Raw genomic sequence first — 15038 nt, forward strand, 5'->3', positions numbered from 1 at the left:
AAGCCACTATCTGTGGATAACCATCTACAGGCCAAGATTTACGCTATGTACAGAGTTTTGAAACCTTGTCCGAAACCGGTGCTCCGGCTGTGCTGCGCATGCGGACAAGCTGTGGATTAATGGAGCTGTTATCCACAGCGGAGTTATCAACAGGCTTGGGCCCAGGGTTGTGCATAGACCTTAGGTGCGGTTATCCACAGAGCTTATTCACATGCAGGTGACGGCGTTTTGGCCATCATTTGACTGCTTTGTCATGGTTCAAGTCGCTGTCTCATGTGGATAAGTAACCGCTCGCCCGGTACAATGGCGGTTTGCTTTTGCCTCATCCGGCTTTCAACTCAGGGGATATCCGTGTCAGTGGAACTTTGGCAGCAGTGCGTGGAGCTTCTGCGCGATGAACTGCCTGCCCAGCAATTCAACACCTGGATCCGTCCGCTACAGGTCGAAGCCGAAGGCGACGAGTTGCGCGTGTATGCGCCCAACCGTTTCGTCCTCGATTGGGTCAATGAAAAATACCTGGGTCGTCTGCTCGAGCTGCTGGGCGAACACGGCAATGGCCTGGCGCCGGCGCTTTCCTTATTAATAGGCAGCCGCCGCAGCTCTGCGCCGCGCGCCGCTCCCAATGCTCCGGTCAGTGCTGCGGTCGCCGCCAAAGCTCAGCCCCAGCAGCCAGCGCCTGTACTCAGTCAGAATGAGTCGGTTGCGGTGCAGGCGGTCGAGCCGCTTTTGACCAACGAAGTGGAACAGCCGTCGTCGCGCGACAGTTTCGACTCGATGGGCGATACGCCAGTGGTCCCGAGTGCTACCACGCGCACTGAGCAACGGACCGTGCAGGTAGAAGGTGCGCTGAAGCACACCAGCTACCTCAACAGAACGTTCACCTTCGATACCTTCGTTGAGGGTAAGTCCAACCAATTGGCACGTGCAGCTGCCTGGCAGGTTGCCGATAACCCCAAGCATGGCTACAACCCGCTGTTCCTGTACGGTGGCGTGGGCCTGGGTAAGACTCACTTGATGCATGCTGTGGGTAACCACCTGCTCAAGAAGAATCCGAACGCCAAGGTGGTCTACCTGCATTCGGAGCGCTTCGTTGCCGACATGGTCAAGGCGTTGCAGCTCAATGCGATCAACGAGTTCAAGCGCTTCTATCGTTCGGTGGATGCGTTGCTGATCGATGACATCCAGTTCTTTGCCCGCAAAGAGCGCTCGCAGGAAGAGTTTTTCCACACCTTCAACGCCTTGCTCGAGGGTGGTCAGCAGGTAATTCTTACCAGCGACCGTTATCCAAAAGAGATCGAAGGCCTCGAAGAGCGTCTGAAGTCGCGCTTCGGCTGGGGGCTGACAGTTGCCGTCGAGCCGCCAGAGCTGGAAACCCGCGTAGCGATCCTGATGAAGAAGGCCGATCAGGCCAAGGTGGAACTTCCTCACGATGCGGCGTTCTTTATCGCCCAGCGCATCCGCTCCAACGTGCGTGAGCTGGAAGGCGCGCTCAAGCGTGTCATCGCTCACTCGCACTTCATGGGGCGCGACATCACCATCGAGCTGATCCGTGAGTCGCTCAAGGATCTGCTGGCGCTGCAAGACAAGCTGGTGAGTGTGGATAACATTCAGCGCACCGTGGCCGAGTACTACAAGATCAAGATCTCCGACCTGCTGTCCAAGCGGCGTTCGCGATCGGTAGCTCGCCCACGTCAGGTGGCCATGGCGTTGTCCAAGGAGCTGACCAACCACAGCCTGCCGGAAATCGGCGACATGTTTGGCGGCCGCGACCACACCACCGTGCTGCACGCCTGCCGCAAGATCAATGAATTGAAGGAATCCGACGCGGACATCCGCGAGGACTACAAGAACCTGCTGCGCACGCTGACGACCTGATGGCCGTCGGCGCAGCTATTTGAAGGCAAGGGACTAGACCATGCATTTCACCATTCAACGCGAAGCCCTGTTGAAACCCCTGCAACTGGTCGCAGGTGTCGTCGAGCGCCGCCAGACCTTGCCGGTCCTGTCCAACGTCCTGCTGGTCGTGCAAGGCCAGCAGCTGTCGTTGACCGGTACCGACCTGGAAGTCGAGCTGGTTGGCCGCGTACAACTGGAAGAGCCGGCTGAGCCGGGCGAAATCACTGTCCCGGCGCGTAAGCTGATGGACATCTGCAAAAGCCTGCCGAGCGATGTCCTGATCGACATCAAAGTGGACGAGCAAAAGCTACTGGTCAAAGCTGGCCGTAGCCGCTTCACCCTCTCTACCTTGCCGGCCAATGACTTCCCGACTGTGGAAGAAGGTCCAGGCTCGCTGACCTGCAACCTGGAACAAAGCAAGCTGCGCCGTCTGATCGAGCGCACTAGCTTCGCCATGGCCCAGCAGGATGTACGCTACTACCTCAACGGCATGCTGCTGGAAGTGTCGACCGACACCCTGCGTGCGGTTGCTACCGACGGTCACCGCTTGGCCATGTGTTCCATGCAAGCTGCGATCGGCCAGGCGGAGCGCCACCAGGTCATCGTTCCACGCAAAGGTATTCTTGAGCTGGCGCGTCTGCTCACGGATCCAGAAGGCATGGTCAGCATCGTTCTGGGCCAGCATCACATTCGTGCGACCACTGGCGAATTCACCTTCACTTCGAAACTGGTCGACGGTAAGTTCCCTGACTACGAGCGCGTTCTGCCCAAGGGTGGCGACAAGCTGGTTCTCGGTGATCGTCAGGCCCTGCGTGAAGCGTTCAGCCGGACCGCGATCCTGTCCAACGAGAAATACCGCGGTATTCGTCTGCAGCTGGCCGCTGGCCAGTTGAAGATTCAAGCCAACAACCCAGAGCAGGAAGAAGCCGAAGAAGAGATCAGCGTCGACTACAACGGTAGCTCGCTGGAAATCGGCTTCAACGTTAGCTATCTGCTGGATGTGCTGGGCGTCATGACTACGGAGCAAGTTCGTCTGATTCTGTCCGATTCCAACAGCAGCGCCCTGCTGCAGGAAGCCGGCAACGACGACTCGTCTTACGTTGTCATGCCGATGCGTCTGTAATCTGTAGCAGATAATGTCCCTAAGACGCATCATGGTCACTGCGGTGCGCAACCTGCACCCAGTGACCCTCTCTCCCTCTCCCCGCATCAATATCCTTTACGGCGCCAACGGCAGCGGCAAAACCAGTGTTCTGGAAGCCGTCTACCTATTGGGCCTGGCTCGCTCCTTCCGCAGTACTCGACTGAACCCTGTTATCCAATACGAGCAGCCAACCTGCACCGTGTTTGGCGAGGTTCAGTTGGCCGAAGGTGGAACCAGCAACCTAGGTGTTTCGCGCGAGCGACAGGGGGAGTTCACCATCCGCATTGACGGGCAGAATGCCCGCAGTGCTGCTCAATTGGCAGAGCTACTGCCGTTGCAGTTGATCAACCCAGACAGCTTCCGCTTGCTCGAAGGTGCACCGAAAATTCGTCGACAGTTCCTCGATTGGGGTGTGTTCCACGTGGAACCACGCTTCATGGCAGCCTGGCAACGTCTGCAGAAGGCACTGCGACAGCGGAACTCATGGTTGCGGCATGGTACACTTGACGCTGCTTCGCAAGCCGCCTGGGACCGGGAATTGTGCCTGGCCAGCGCGGAGATAGATGAATACCGTCGCAACTATATCAAGGCCTTGAAGCCCGTCTTCGAGCGAACCCTGAGCGAACTGGTCGAGCTGGATGGATTGACCCTGAGCTATTACCGCGGCTGGGACAAGGACCGGGAACTCAACGAAGTACTCGCCTCTTCTCTTCACCGTGACCAGCAAATGGGCCATACCCAGGCCGGTCCTCAGCGTGCTGATTTACGTCTTCGTATTGGCGCAAACAACGCTGCGGATATCCTGTCCCGTGGGCAGCAAAAACTTGTGGTGTGTGCGTTGCGCATCGCCCAAGGCCACTTGGTCAGCCAAGCCCGTCGCGGTCTCTGTATCTATCTCGTGGATGACTTGCCGTCTGAACTGGACGAGCAGCACCGCCGCGCATTATGCCGCTTGCTTGAAGAATTACGCTGCCAGGTTTTCATCACCTGTGTAGATCACGAATTACTGAGGGAAGGCTGGCAGACGGAAACGCCAGTTGCTTTGTTCCACGTGGAACAAGGCCGTATCACCCAGACCCACGACCATCGGGAGTGAAGGCATGAGCGAAAATCAAACGTACGATTCCTCCAGCATTAAAGTGCTGAAAGGGCTGGATGCCGTACGCAAACGTCCCGGGATGTACATTGGCGACACCGATGATGGTAGCGGCCTGCACCACATGGTCTTCGAAGTGGTCGACAACTCGATCGACGAAGCCCTCGCCGGTCACTGCGATGACATTACCGTCATCATTCACCCAGACGAATCCATCAGTGTCCGCGACAACGGTCGCGGCATTCCGGTCGACGTGCACAAAGAAGAAGGTGTATCGGCGGCTGAGGTCATCATGACCGTCCTGCACGCAGGCGGTAAGTTCGATGACAACTCCTACAAAGTTTCTGGCGGTCTGCACGGGGTTGGTGTTTCCGTGGTTAACGCCCTCTCCGAGCAGCTGATCCTTACTGTTCGTCGCAGCGGCAAGATCTGGGAGCAGACCTACGTGCATGGTGTGCCTCAGGCACCTATGGCTGTAGTCGGTGAAAGTGAAACCACCGGTACCCACATCCACTTCAAACCGTCGGCTGAAACCTTCAAGAACATCCACTTTAGCTGGGACATCCTCGCCAAGCGTATCCGCGAACTGTCCTTCCTGAACTCCGGTGTTGGCATCCTGCTCAAGGATGAACGCAGCGGTAAAGAAGAGTTCTTCAAATACGAAGGTGGTCTGCGCGCGTTCGTTGAATACCTCAACACCAACAAGACCCCGGTGAACACGCAGGTCTTCCACTTCAATGTCCAGCGTGACGATGGTGTCGGTGTCGAAGTCGCCCTGCAGTGGAACGACAGCTTCAACGAAAACCTGCTGTGCTTCACCAACAACATTCCGCAGCGCGATGGTGGTACTCACCTGGTGGGCTTCCGCTCTTCGCTGACCCGCAGCCTGAACGCTTACATCGAGCAAGAAGGCCTGGCCAAGAAAAACAAGGTCGCGACCACCGGTGACGATGCCCGTGAAGGTCTGACTGCGATCATCTCGGTCAAGGTGCCGGATCCGAAGTTCAGCTCGCAGACCAAGGATAAGTTGGTTTCCTCGGAGGTGAAGACCGCCGTGGAACAAGAGATGAACAAGTACTTCGCCGACTTCCTGTTGGAAAACCCCAACGAAGCCAAGGCGGTGGTTGGCAAGATGATCGACGCTGCCCGCGCGCGTGAAGCAGCGCGCAAGGCACGCGAGATGACTCGCCGCAAAGGCGCATTGGATATCGCTGGCCTGCCGGGCAAATTGGCGGACTGCCAAGAGAAAGACCCTGCCCTCTCTGAACTGTACCTGGTGGAGGGTGACTCCGCAGGTGGTTCGGCCAAGCAAGGTCGTAACCGTCGCACCCAGGCGATCCTGCCGCTCAAGGGTAAGATCCTTAACGTCGAGAAAGCACGCTTCGACAAGATGATCTCGTCCCAGGAGGTCGGTACGCTGATCACCGCACTGGGCTGCGGCATTGGCCGCGAAGAGTACAACATCGACAAGCTGCGCTATCACAACATCATCATCATGACCGATGCTGACGTTGACGGTTCGCACATCCGTACCCTGCTGCTGACCTTCTTCTTCCGTCAGTTGCCGGAGCTGGTCGAGCGCGGCTACATCTATATCGCTCAGCCGCCGCTGTACAAGGTCAAGAAGGGCAAGCAAGAGCAATACATCAAAGACGACGACGCCATGGAAGAGTACATGACGCAGTCGGCCCTGGATGACGCCAGCCTGCACTTGGACGAATCGGCACCTGCGGTTTCCGGCGTACAGCTGGAAAGCCTGGTGAACGATTTCCGCGGTGTGATGAAAACTCTTAAGCGTCTGTCGCGCCTGTACCCACAAGAGCTGACCGAGCACTTCATCTACCTGGATGAAGTCACCCTTGAGCAGTTGGGCGATCACGCGCACATGGAAAACTGGTTGGCCAAGTTCCAGGCACGTCTGAACAACAGCCAGAAGTCTGGCCTGGCCTACAAAGCCAGCCTGCGTGAAGACAAAGAGCGCAATGTCTGGCTGCCGGAGGTGGAGATCACTTCGCACGGTCTGGCCAGCTACATCACCTTCAACCGCGACTTCTTCGGCAGCAACGACTACCGCACCGTGGTCAACCTGGGTGGCAAGCTCAGCACCCTGCTCGGCGAAGGTGCGTATGTGCAGCGTGGCGAACGTCGCAAGGCGGTCACCGAGTTCAAGGAAGCCTTGGACTGGCTGATGAACGAAACCGCCAAGCGTCACACCATCCAGCGATACAAAGGTCTGGGTGAGATGAACCCGGAGCAGCTGTGGGAAACCACCATGGACCCAACCGTGCGCCGCATGCTCAAGGTGACTATCGAAGACGCGATCGCTGCCGATCAGATCTTCAACACACTGATGGGGGATGCGGTGGAACCACGCCGCGACTTCATCGAAAGCAACGCGCTGTCGGTGTCCAACCTGGACTTCTGATCAGGTGTAGTTTCACCGACAAGCTGCATGAAAAAGCCCGCGTAAGCGGGCTTTTTCATGAGTGCCAGAGCCATCTGAGCGACAGGTGTTGAGCTGTCCAATTCAACGGCCAGCCGCTTCATCCTTTATTTCACTCCAACTGCTGTCGGGGTCGAAACGCGTTATCGCAGCCGCGCGCTTGGCACTGTCACGGCCGAGGTCTTTCTCGAACAATTCACCGTCGTGGCTGATCATAAAACTCATGACGCCAGTGTCCGCGTAGTTCGCCGGCCAGGCGATTACGGCAAAGCCGCGGGTCATGTGATCGCCGATCTTGTAGTCATAGGCGCCACCTGGTGCCGAAGGGCCTTGGGCGGTGAGAATCCGATAGTGATAGCCATGCCAGTCATCACGCTTGGCGGCATCACCGAATAGCGGCCCTAGTGGACTTTCTTCGACCCCGTCCTCTTCCGGCCAGTACAGCCCGTCGAACGCCCCGTCGCTACTCATGAACTTCTGTGCGTACTCGAGCAGCCCATCGCCATTGCGATCAATTTCGGCGTAGTCCATCTGCGCATCGTGATAGGCACGGGCTGCTTGAATGGTCGCCAATTCGTTGCGGCCGATGCGGCGCTGGCGGATTTCCTCGGCGCCCGCTTTGGTGTCGAAAGCCCAACCGCCAGCACTGTGTCTGATGGGGATTGGGAAAATCCAGGGTGTGTTGCCGACCACCAGATGTGCACGCTTCTGGCTATCGGACTGAACCTGGTGGGATTCGTTGTAGAGCGAGAGAAAGGCATCCACATCTTTACGATCGACGTCCTTGGTCGGGATATAAGTGTTCCAGTCATCGCCAAGCAAGTTTGCCAACTGTTGGCTATTGGCCTTTTCACTACCCAGGGCCTGCACCAACGCTTCGCCTGCCGCCTCCGCGCTTGGGAAATATTTCTGAGCGTAGCTGCTGGACGTCCAGCAAAGGAGCAGCACCAGCGCAATCCGACTAGCCGTTTTCATGACTGACTCTCCTCTCAGCGGCGACGGCCGCCACCGCTGGATTGCATGCGCACGGGTCGTTGCAGCTGATGGCCGGCGGGCGCAGCACTGGGGCGGCTGGCGCTACGTTGACTGATCTGTCCACGGTTGCTTGCCATGCGTGCCTGTGAAGGGTTGCGCACATCGGCCAAGGCGTTGTTGCGCGGCGCCTGGGCGCGAGCATGTTGCTGGCGTACTTGCTGGCGTGCTTGTTGATTACGCTCCGACGGCTGATGCTGGCGAGTTTTCAAAGGTGCCTGCGCGCCAGGCTTGTGCTGGCGGTCGGCGACCTGTGCGCGCTCGCGAGCGCTAGCGGGCTGGTTGATGCCATGTTTTTCCAGGCTTTGTTGAGAGCGCTCACGCTCTGCACTCTGCGCCCTTTGGCGGGCTTCGAGGTTGCTGGTTGCCGGTGCTTCGATGCCACGCTGGGCGAGACTTTCTCGGGCGCGCGCGCGATCTTCGACACGCACCGGGGTGTCACCACGATAGGCTGTACGCTCTGCGCTGCCGGGCAAGCGCCGGTCGAACTGGGCTCGACTGGCTTGATCGCGGTAGGGAACGCCGTCACGATAGATAGGATTATGGCGCCAGCTGTTCTGGTTGGCTTCGAGCCTGCGGTTGACGTTGTTGATGTTGTTGTAGCGATTGACGTTGATATCAACGTCATGATCGTCCCAGTCGCAATCCCCCCACAGAGAATTGACGATGGCTACGCCGGCACCGAAAGCCAGGCCGGTCGCCAATGCCGTACCAATGGCATAACCCGGCGGTGGCGGATAGGACGCCGGTGGGTAGGACGCAGAGGACCAATTACCGTACACCACAGAGGGGTTGTAGCTTGGGACGTATACGACCTGGGGGTTGGTCGGCTGGATAATGATGGTTTGTGCCGACGCGGCACCTTGCCCCGCCGTCGTGGCGCCTGCTTGAGCGTTTGAGGGTTGCACGATAACACTCTGCTTATCGTTCGACTCCAGGTGGCCAGCAGCCTTGGCCTTAGCGCGCAGGCGCTGTACCGAATTCATCACCGCGTCGGGCTGGGCGAGAAAGGCATCGCCAACTCGCTGCACCCAGACTGGGTCCTGGCCAAGTGTGGCTAGCACCTGCGGGAAAGCCACCAACGATTGCACGCTGGGGTCCCAGGGTTGCTCGGCGACCTGCTGGACGGCGGCATCGCCACTGACGTTCGGATGCGCCTTGGACCAGGCAACCGCGTCGGCGACATTGCCGGGATAGGTGGTTGCCATCAGCACCTGAGCCAATAAAGCATCCGGGTACAGGGCCAACGGTGCAAGCATCTGATCAAGCTGTTCGGTGTTGAACACCTGCTCGCTGGGCGCGGTCGCAGTGGCAGGTACAGCTGCAGCTGCAGGTACCGGCGCTGGCGCTGGGGCCGTTGCCTTAGGTGGCGCATCTTCTTCGGAACAGCCCAAGAGCGCGAGCATGGTGATGGTGAGCAGGATCGCCTTGTGAAGGCAGGCAGACATGACGATGCTCCTGTAGCGGAGGGACAGAGCGGAGCGTCAGGCGCCCAACGGGTTACCGGGTCGGCAATCGACGCATGGAAGGCTCAGAGCAGTATCAGCGTAGAAGAAAATTGCTCTGCAGGACGAGCTCCCCTTGCACCCGATGCGGTTCACGTTAGTTGGAGCCGCTTCGCGACCCTTCGCGGCGTTGGCGTCCAGACAAGCCCGCTCCCACAACGACCGCGCTGAACCCGCTTACAGACCCAGCTCACGCAAGCGCCGATAAAGCGTCCGCTCGCTCAACCCCAGATGTCGGGCCAACTCAATCCGCGACCCTTGGAATTGCTCAAGCGCCAACGCCAGCTCGCCCAGCTCGTTGCGGCTGCGGCGTAGCGTAGCTACGTTCTGAATGGGGCCAATGTCGTGTGGTAAATGTTCAGGCCGAATCAAGCCGTCGTCGGCAAACAAGCGTGCTCGTTCGAGAATATTGCGCAGCTCGCGAATGTTGCCAGGGAACGGATGCAAGCTGAGCCGTTGTTGCGCTTCTGCGGTGAGCGTGGCGGATTGCGCGCCAGCCATGCGCTTCAACAAACTCTCGGCCAGCATGGGCAGATCCTCTACCCGTTCGCGCAGGGCAGGCAGCCGGATTGGAAAACCGCTGATGCGGTAGTACAAGTCTTCACGAAAGGTGCCCGCAGCGACCATTTCCTTGAGTGGTTTGTGGGTGGCAGAGACCAGGCGAAAATCCGAGTGCACCGTACGCAGGCTGCCGACTGGGCGGAAACTGCCAGACTCGATCAGGCGCAGCAGCTTCACCTGCATGGCCAATGGAACCTCACCAATTTCATCGAGGAACAACGTGCCGCCATGCGCCGCTTCGGCCAAACCGATCTTGCGCTGGGTAGCACCGGTGAAGGCGCCTTTTTCGTAGCCGAACAATTCACTCTCGAACAGGCTCTCGGTAAGACCCGTGCAGTCGACCACAACCAACGGCCCATTGGCGCGCAGGCTACCCAAGTGCAGGGCGCGAGCGAAAAGCTCTTTACCGGTACCAGACTCACCCTGAAGCAATACCGGGATCTGCGCCGGCGCTGCTCTTTGCAAGCTGGCCAGGGCGGCCTTGAACGCCGGAGCACGGCCTACCAGGCCTTGCTGTTGCGGCTGGGCGGAGGCGAGCGTCACGGTGTTCAGACGTTCGACGAAGGCGACCACCCTGCCCTGTTCATCCAGGATCGGCCGTAACTCGACGTCCACATGCTCAGGCCCACGGGGAGTGTGATGGATGTGCAGGACCCGCTCCGGCACCTTGCTGTCCCATGCCTTGCGCATCGGACAATGTTCGCCGGCCTGGTCGCAGGGGACGGCGTAGTGGTGGGATACCCGGTGGCACTTCTCCCCCAGCGGCGCGTTGTCGTTGCTGCCGAACTGGCGGCGGTAGGCGGCATTGGCGGCGAGGATGTTGTAGTCGGTATCGAGCACGATGGACGGATGGACGTCGTGTTCCAGATACGACACTAGCGCAAGGATCGCGGGTTGGTTGGCAGAAGCTGAAAACGCGGGCATGACCAGGACCGGAGGAGAGTACATCGCGGAGGGTAGCAAGGACTGCCAATCACTGCCATTAGCTGCCAGTCGACTGCCAGGTCTGTCATTGGCGGTAAAGAGTACCCAGATAGGAACAGGCTGCGCAGCGTGTCCTTCGCGGTAAACCGGCTGGCTAAAACCCTGATGCGTAGGGCTTGAACAGTCACCCTATGCTTGATAGCAAGGCACACGTGGTTTCGGACCAATGCCCTGGCATGCATCTTGATAAAGCACCGTTTACTGCCTACGCCTCTAACGAGGCGCGGCGGATAAATCTGGAGAGTGCAATGATCATCGGCAGTAACATCTATGTGGAAGCCTTGTTCGACGAGGCCACCTCGACCATCAGTTACCTGGTCATGGATCGCCAGACCCAGGAGTGCGCGTTGATTGACAGCGTGCTCGACTATGACCCCAAGTCCGGGCGTACCAACACTGCTTCGGCGGACAAACTGATTCGCAGGGTCCAGGCGCTGGATGCCAAGGTGCACTGGATTCTTGAAACCCATGTGCATGCCGACCACCTTTCTGCGGCGGCCTACCTCAAGGAAAAGCTCGGTGGCCATATCGCCATCGGTGCACGTATCACTCAGGTACAGAAGACCTTCGGCGCCCTGTTCAATGCCGAGCCTGGCTTTGCCCGCGATGGCAGCCAGTTCGATGTATTGCTCGAAGATGAACAAGTGTTTCTGATCGGCACGCTGCGCGCGCGCGCCCTGCATACCCCAGGGCATACCCCGGCGTGCATGAGCTACGTGGTCGAGGATGCTGGCGAGATTGCGGTGTTCGTTGGCGACACCTTGTTCATGCCTGACTACGGCACAGCCCGCTGCGACTTCCCAGGCGCCGATGCACGCACGTTGTATCGCTCGATCCGCCGCCTGCTGGCCTTTCCCGATCAGACCCAGCTGTTCATGTGCCATGACTACCTGCCCAATGGCCGCGCACTGCGTTATGTCACCACCGTGGCCGAGCAGCGCGCCAACAATATCCACATTCATCAGGGCATCAGCGAGGACGAATTCGTGGCCATGCGCGAAGCGCGTGACGCGACGTTGGACATGCCGGTGCTGATCCTGCCCTCGGTACAGATCAACATGCGCAGCGGCCAGTTGCCTGAGCCGGAAGATAACGGCGTGCGCTACCTGAAGATCCCCCTCAACAAACTGTGAGCCCGCTATCGCGGGGCCCGCTTCCACGCAGAGACACAGAGCTAACGTGGGAACAGGCTTGCCCCGCGATAGAAAAAGAGCAGCTACCTCGATCAACAAGGAACATTTAAATGCCTGCGTCGCCGTCCACTTCCGCCAGCCCGCGCACCGATCACCACAAGGTGGTGATCATCGGTGCCGGGGCTTCGGGTATCGCCACCGCTTCGAGCCTGATCAGCCGTGATCCTTCGCTGGACATCGCCCTGATCGATCCTGCCGAGGTGCATTACTACCAACCAGGCTGGACCATGGTCGGCGCCGGTGTGTTCAACGCACCCAGCACCGCTCGCACCATGGCCTCGACCATTGCGCGTGGGGTGCGCTGGATCAAGGCCAGCGTGCAGGGTTTCGATCCGGTCGCGCAACTGGTGATGCTCGAGGATGGTCGCGCGATCAGTTACGAACAGCTGGTGGTATGCCCCGGCCTCAAGCTCGATTGGAACGCCATCGAAGGCTTGAGTGAGACCCTGGGGCGTAACGGCGTCACCTCCAACTACCGCTATGACCTGGCGCCCTATACCTGGGAGCTGGTGAAAAACCTCAAGCAAGGTCGCGCGCTGTTCACCCAGCCACCGATGCCGATCAAGTGCGCTGGCGCGCCACAGAAGGCGTTGTACCTGTCCTGTGATCACTGGTTGCGTCACGGCCATCTCGGTGCGATCAAAGCCAGCTTCTTCAATGCCGGCGCGGTGCTGTTCGGGGTAGCGGACTACGTACCGGCACTGATGAGCTACATCGAGAAGTACAGTGTCGACCTCAACTACGCCCAGCGGCTGGTCGCCGTGGACGGCCCCGGCAAGCGCGCTACCTTCGTGCGCAGCTTGCCCGATGGCAGCACGCAGACACAGGTCGAACCCTTCGACCTGTTGCATGTGGTGCCGCCGCAAGTTGCTCCTGACTTCATCCGGAACAGTCCGCTGGCCGATGCGGGTGGCTGGGTCGATGTCGATCCGCACACCTTGCGCCATCGTCAGTTCGCCAACATTCATGGCCTGGGCGATGTGATCAACACCAGCAACGCCAAGACCGCCGCCGCAGCACGCAAGCAGGCGCCGGTGGTGGCGAACAATGTTTTGGTGGCGCTCGGCAGGCTGCCTGCCCTCGCCCACTATGACGGCTATGGCTCATGCCCTCTGACCGTGGAGCGCGGCAAGATCGTCCTCGCTGAGTTCACCTATGGTGGTAAGGTCGCGCCGAGTTTTCCGCGCTGGTTGCTCGATGGTCGCCAGCCAACCCGATTGGCCTGGCTGCTCAAGGCACGGATCCTGCCGCCGCTGTACTGGCGTGGCATGCTCAAGGGACGGGAGTGGCTGGCCAAGCCGCAGCCGAGGGTGATCGAGGGGCAGCAGTGATCGAGCATCAACTGCTCGGCACGCTGCTGGGCACAATCATTGGCGCAGTGCTGGCGCTGACCGGCGCTGGCGGCGGCATCCTGGCGGTGCCGCTGCTGGTGTTCGGCCTGGGCCTGACGATGGTCGAGGCGGCCCCGGTCGGGTTGCTGGCGGTGGGCCTGGCGGCGGCGGTCGGGGCGGTGTTGGGTTTACGCCAGGGCTTGGTGCGCTATCGGGCGGCGCTGTTCATTGCCGTGATCGGCATCGTCACTGCGCCGTTCGGCTTGATGCTCGCCCACAGTCTGCCCAACACGCCATTGGCGCTGGTGTTCGCTGCGGTGCTGGTTTACGCCTGCCTGCGCATCGGGCGCAAGGCAGCGCGCGAATTGCGCGGTCAGTCGCCATGCGGGGAACGGCAGATCATGCCCTGCGTGCTCAATCCGTTGCAGGGCCGACTGCGCTGGACCCTACCCTGCGCGCGTGCCCTGGCCTTCACCGGGGCGATGTCTGGATTGCTTTCAGGGTTACTCGGCGTTGGCGGTGGGTTCGTCATCATCCCTGCGTTGAACCGCTACACCAATCTGGACATGAAGAGTATCGTCGCCACCTCCCTGGCGGTAATTGCCCTGGTCTCCACCGGCAGTGTGGTCAGCGCCAGCGTTGCCGGCGTCATGCACTGGCAGGTCGGTGCCCCGTTCGCAGTGGGCGCGGTATTTGGCCTGCTGCTGGCGCGGCCTTTGGCCGCCAAGCTTGCCGGGCCACGCCTGCAACAGTTGTTCGCCATCGTCGGCATTGGCGCTGCACTGCTGCTGGCGGGCAAGGCGCTACTCGGCTAGTAGGTCTGCCTGCTCGGCCGCACACAGGGCGAGCAGGTAATCCCAGACCACCCGCAGGCGTACTGATTTGTGCAGCTCGCGCCGGGTGCAGATCCAGTAGCTGCGCTGGATCGTCTCACTCGGCAGTACGCGCACCAGCGTCGGGTCATGCCGGGCCATGAAGTTCGGCAGCACGGCGATACCCAGGCCGGCACGCGCTGCGTGTTGCTGGGCGATCACGCTGGTGCTGCGGAACACCACATTCGGTGCGCGGCAAAAGCTGTTGAGAAACAGCAGCTCCTGGCTGAACAGCAGGTCGTCTACGTAGCCAATCCAGCTGTGCCGCGCCAGGTCCTCGCGGGTCTGCAGCGGTGGGGAGCGGTCGAGATACTCGCGACTGGCGTAGAGCGCCAGGCGGTAGTCGGTGAGTTTGCGGGTGATCAACAAATCGGCGTTGGGCCGTTCCAGGTGGATGCTGATCTCCGCTTCGCGGTTAAGGATGCTGACAAAGCGCGGCACCGCTACCAGCTCTACCTCCAACCCCGGATAGCGCTCGAACAGATCGCTCATGCGCGGGGTGAAGAACATGATGCCAATGCCTTCGGTGACCCCTAGGCGAATCTTGCCCAGCGGCGTAATCGCCTGGGTGATTTCCTCCTGCGCCAGCAGCGCGACATTTTCCATCGCCTCGGCATGCTTGAGCAGGGCCTGTCCGGAAGGCGTCAGTTCATAGCCCTGGGCATGCTGGACGAACAGTGCCGTACCCAAGCTTTTTTCGATGTTCTCGATATGCCGGGCGACGGTGCTGTGGGTGGTATTGAGCCGCTTGGCAGCGCTGAGCAGGCGGCCGCTGCGCTGCAACTCGAGGAAAAACCGCAGATCATTCCAGTCGAACATGCTGATCCTTGTGCGTGATGGCGAGGGTTCTGAGCGCGGCCGTCGAGGCACTACGCAGGAGGATGCAGGACTCGCATGGCTCGTTGGACTCGTAGATTTCGTTGGACTCGTAGATCTCGTGGGAGCGGGCTTGCCCCGCGATAGCGATGGTGGCAGCACTAC

At 59.8% G+C, this 15038-nt stretch carries 11 protein-coding genes; 7 read left to right on the forward strand and 4 right to left on the reverse strand.

Going from position 1 to position 15038, the window contains the following annotated elements:
* The first annotated feature begins 351 nt into the window (after positions 1-351).
* Genes dnaA through gyrB form a run of 4 tightly spaced genes read left to right on the forward strand, consistent with a single transcriptional unit; the run spans position 352 to position 6561 of the window.
* Positions 352-1875 (forward strand): chromosomal replication initiator protein DnaA, encoded by a 1524-nt coding sequence (dnaA, locus tag OIU19_RS06035; protein WP_264234137.1) that lies wholly within the window; start codon positions 352-354, stop codon positions 1873-1875.
* A 40-nt stretch (positions 1876-1915) separates the two neighbouring features.
* On the forward strand, positions 1916-3019 hold the full coding sequence (gene dnaN, locus OIU19_RS06040; RefSeq protein ID WP_264234139.1) for a DNA polymerase III subunit beta: 1104 nt from the start codon (positions 1916-1918) through the stop codon (positions 3017-3019).
* 13 nt (positions 3020-3032) lie between these two features.
* Positions 3033-4136, forward strand: coding sequence for a DNA replication/repair protein RecF (recF, locus tag OIU19_RS06045; protein WP_264234141.1), 1104 nt, complete (start codon positions 3033-3035; stop codon positions 4134-4136).
* A gap of 4 nt (positions 4137-4140) precedes the next feature.
* Positions 4141-6561 (forward strand): DNA topoisomerase (ATP-hydrolyzing) subunit B, encoded by a 2421-nt coding sequence (gyrB, locus tag OIU19_RS06050; RefSeq protein ID WP_186553127.1) that lies wholly within the window; start codon positions 4141-4143, stop codon positions 6559-6561.
* Between the two features lie 102 nt (positions 6562-6663).
* Here gyrB and OIU19_RS06055 read toward each other — a convergent pair whose 3' ends face one another.
* The 3 genes from OIU19_RS06055 to OIU19_RS06065 form a co-directional block, all read right to left on the reverse strand.
* Positions 6664-7554 (reverse strand): DUF2950 domain-containing protein, encoded by an 891-nt coding sequence (locus tag OIU19_RS06055; protein WP_264234144.1) that lies wholly within the window; start codon positions 7552-7554, stop codon positions 6664-6666.
* 14 nt (positions 7555-7568) lie between these two features.
* Positions 7569-9059, reverse strand: a complete 1491-nt coding sequence (locus tag OIU19_RS06060; protein WP_264234146.1) for a DUF3300 domain-containing protein — start codon at positions 9057-9059, stop codon at positions 7569-7571.
* A gap of 234 nt (positions 9060-9293) precedes the next feature.
* The gene (locus OIU19_RS06065; RefSeq protein ID WP_264234147.1) at positions 9294-10601 is read right to left on the reverse strand and encodes a sigma-54-dependent Fis family transcriptional regulator; all 1308 of its coding nucleotides are present in this window, start codon (positions 10599-10601) and stop codon (positions 9294-9296) included.
* Between the two features lie 308 nt (positions 10602-10909).
* Between OIU19_RS06065 and OIU19_RS06070 the strand changes: the two genes are divergently transcribed.
* The 3 genes from OIU19_RS06070 to OIU19_RS06080 all read left to right on the forward strand — a co-directional run bounded on the left by OIU19_RS06070 (position 10910) and on the right by OIU19_RS06080 (position 14000).
* Positions 10910-11794, forward strand: a complete 885-nt coding sequence (locus OIU19_RS06070; RefSeq protein ID WP_264234149.1) for an MBL fold metallo-hydrolase — start codon at positions 10910-10912, stop codon at positions 11792-11794.
* A 110-nt stretch (positions 11795-11904) separates the two neighbouring features.
* Positions 11905-13185, forward strand: a complete 1281-nt coding sequence (locus tag OIU19_RS06075; RefSeq protein ID WP_264234152.1) for an FAD/NAD(P)-binding oxidoreductase — start codon at positions 11905-11907, stop codon at positions 13183-13185.
* A complete protein-coding gene (locus OIU19_RS06080; protein ID WP_264234154.1) occupies positions 13182-14000 on the forward strand; it encodes a sulfite exporter TauE/SafE family protein in 819 nt (272 codons plus the stop codon). Before OIU19_RS06075 ends, OIU19_RS06080 begins: the two co-directional genes overlap by 4 nt.
* On the opposite strand, the gene OIU19_RS06085 is transcribed toward OIU19_RS06080, so the two are convergent.
* Positions 13989-14876, reverse strand: a complete 888-nt coding sequence (locus OIU19_RS06085) for a LysR family transcriptional regulator (protein ID WP_186553134.1) — start codon at positions 14874-14876, stop codon at positions 13989-13991. The two genes, OIU19_RS06080 and OIU19_RS06085, sit on opposite strands and share 12 nt — an antisense overlap.
* Between the last annotated feature and the right edge of the window lie 162 nt (positions 14877-15038).

The organism is Pseudomonas sp. BT-42-2, assembly GCF_025847435.2.
GTDB classification, from domain to species: domain Bacteria; phylum Pseudomonadota; class Gammaproteobacteria; order Pseudomonadales; family Pseudomonadaceae; genus Aquipseudomonas; species Aquipseudomonas urmiensis.

What these genes read in the sequence shown, in the direction of transcription:
- OIU19_RS06055 (WP_264234144.1), bottom strand. Translation starts at nt 7,554, where the DNA reads ATGAAAACGGCTAGTCGGATTGCGCTGGTGCTGCTCCTTTGCTGGACG.
- recF (WP_264234141.1), top strand. Translation starts at nt 3,033, where the DNA reads ATGTCCCTAAGACGCATCATGGTCACTGCGGTGCGCAACCTGCACCCA.
- OIU19_RS06060 (WP_264234146.1), bottom strand. Translation starts at nt 9,059, where the DNA reads ATGTCTGCCTGCCTTCACAAGGCGATCCTGCTCACCATCACCATGCTC.
- dnaN (WP_264234139.1), top strand. Translation starts at nt 1,916, where the DNA reads ATGCATTTCACCATTCAACGCGAAGCCCTGTTGAAACCCCTGCAACTG.
- OIU19_RS06065 (WP_264234147.1), bottom strand. Translation starts at nt 10,601, where the DNA reads ATGCCCGCGTTTTCAGCTTCTGCCAACCAACCCGCGATCCTTGCGCTA.
- OIU19_RS06075 (WP_264234152.1), top strand. Translation starts at nt 11,905, where the DNA reads ATGCCTGCGTCGCCGTCCACTTCCGCCAGCCCGCGCACCGATCACCAC.
- OIU19_RS06085 (WP_186553134.1), bottom strand. Translation starts at nt 14,876, where the DNA reads ATGTTCGACTGGAATGATCTGCGGTTTTTCCTCGAGTTGCAGCGCAGC.
- OIU19_RS06070 (WP_264234149.1), top strand. Translation starts at nt 10,910, where the DNA reads ATGATCATCGGCAGTAACATCTATGTGGAAGCCTTGTTCGACGAGGCC.
- gyrB (WP_186553127.1), top strand. Translation starts at nt 4,141, where the DNA reads ATGAGCGAAAATCAAACGTACGATTCCTCCAGCATTAAAGTGCTGAAA.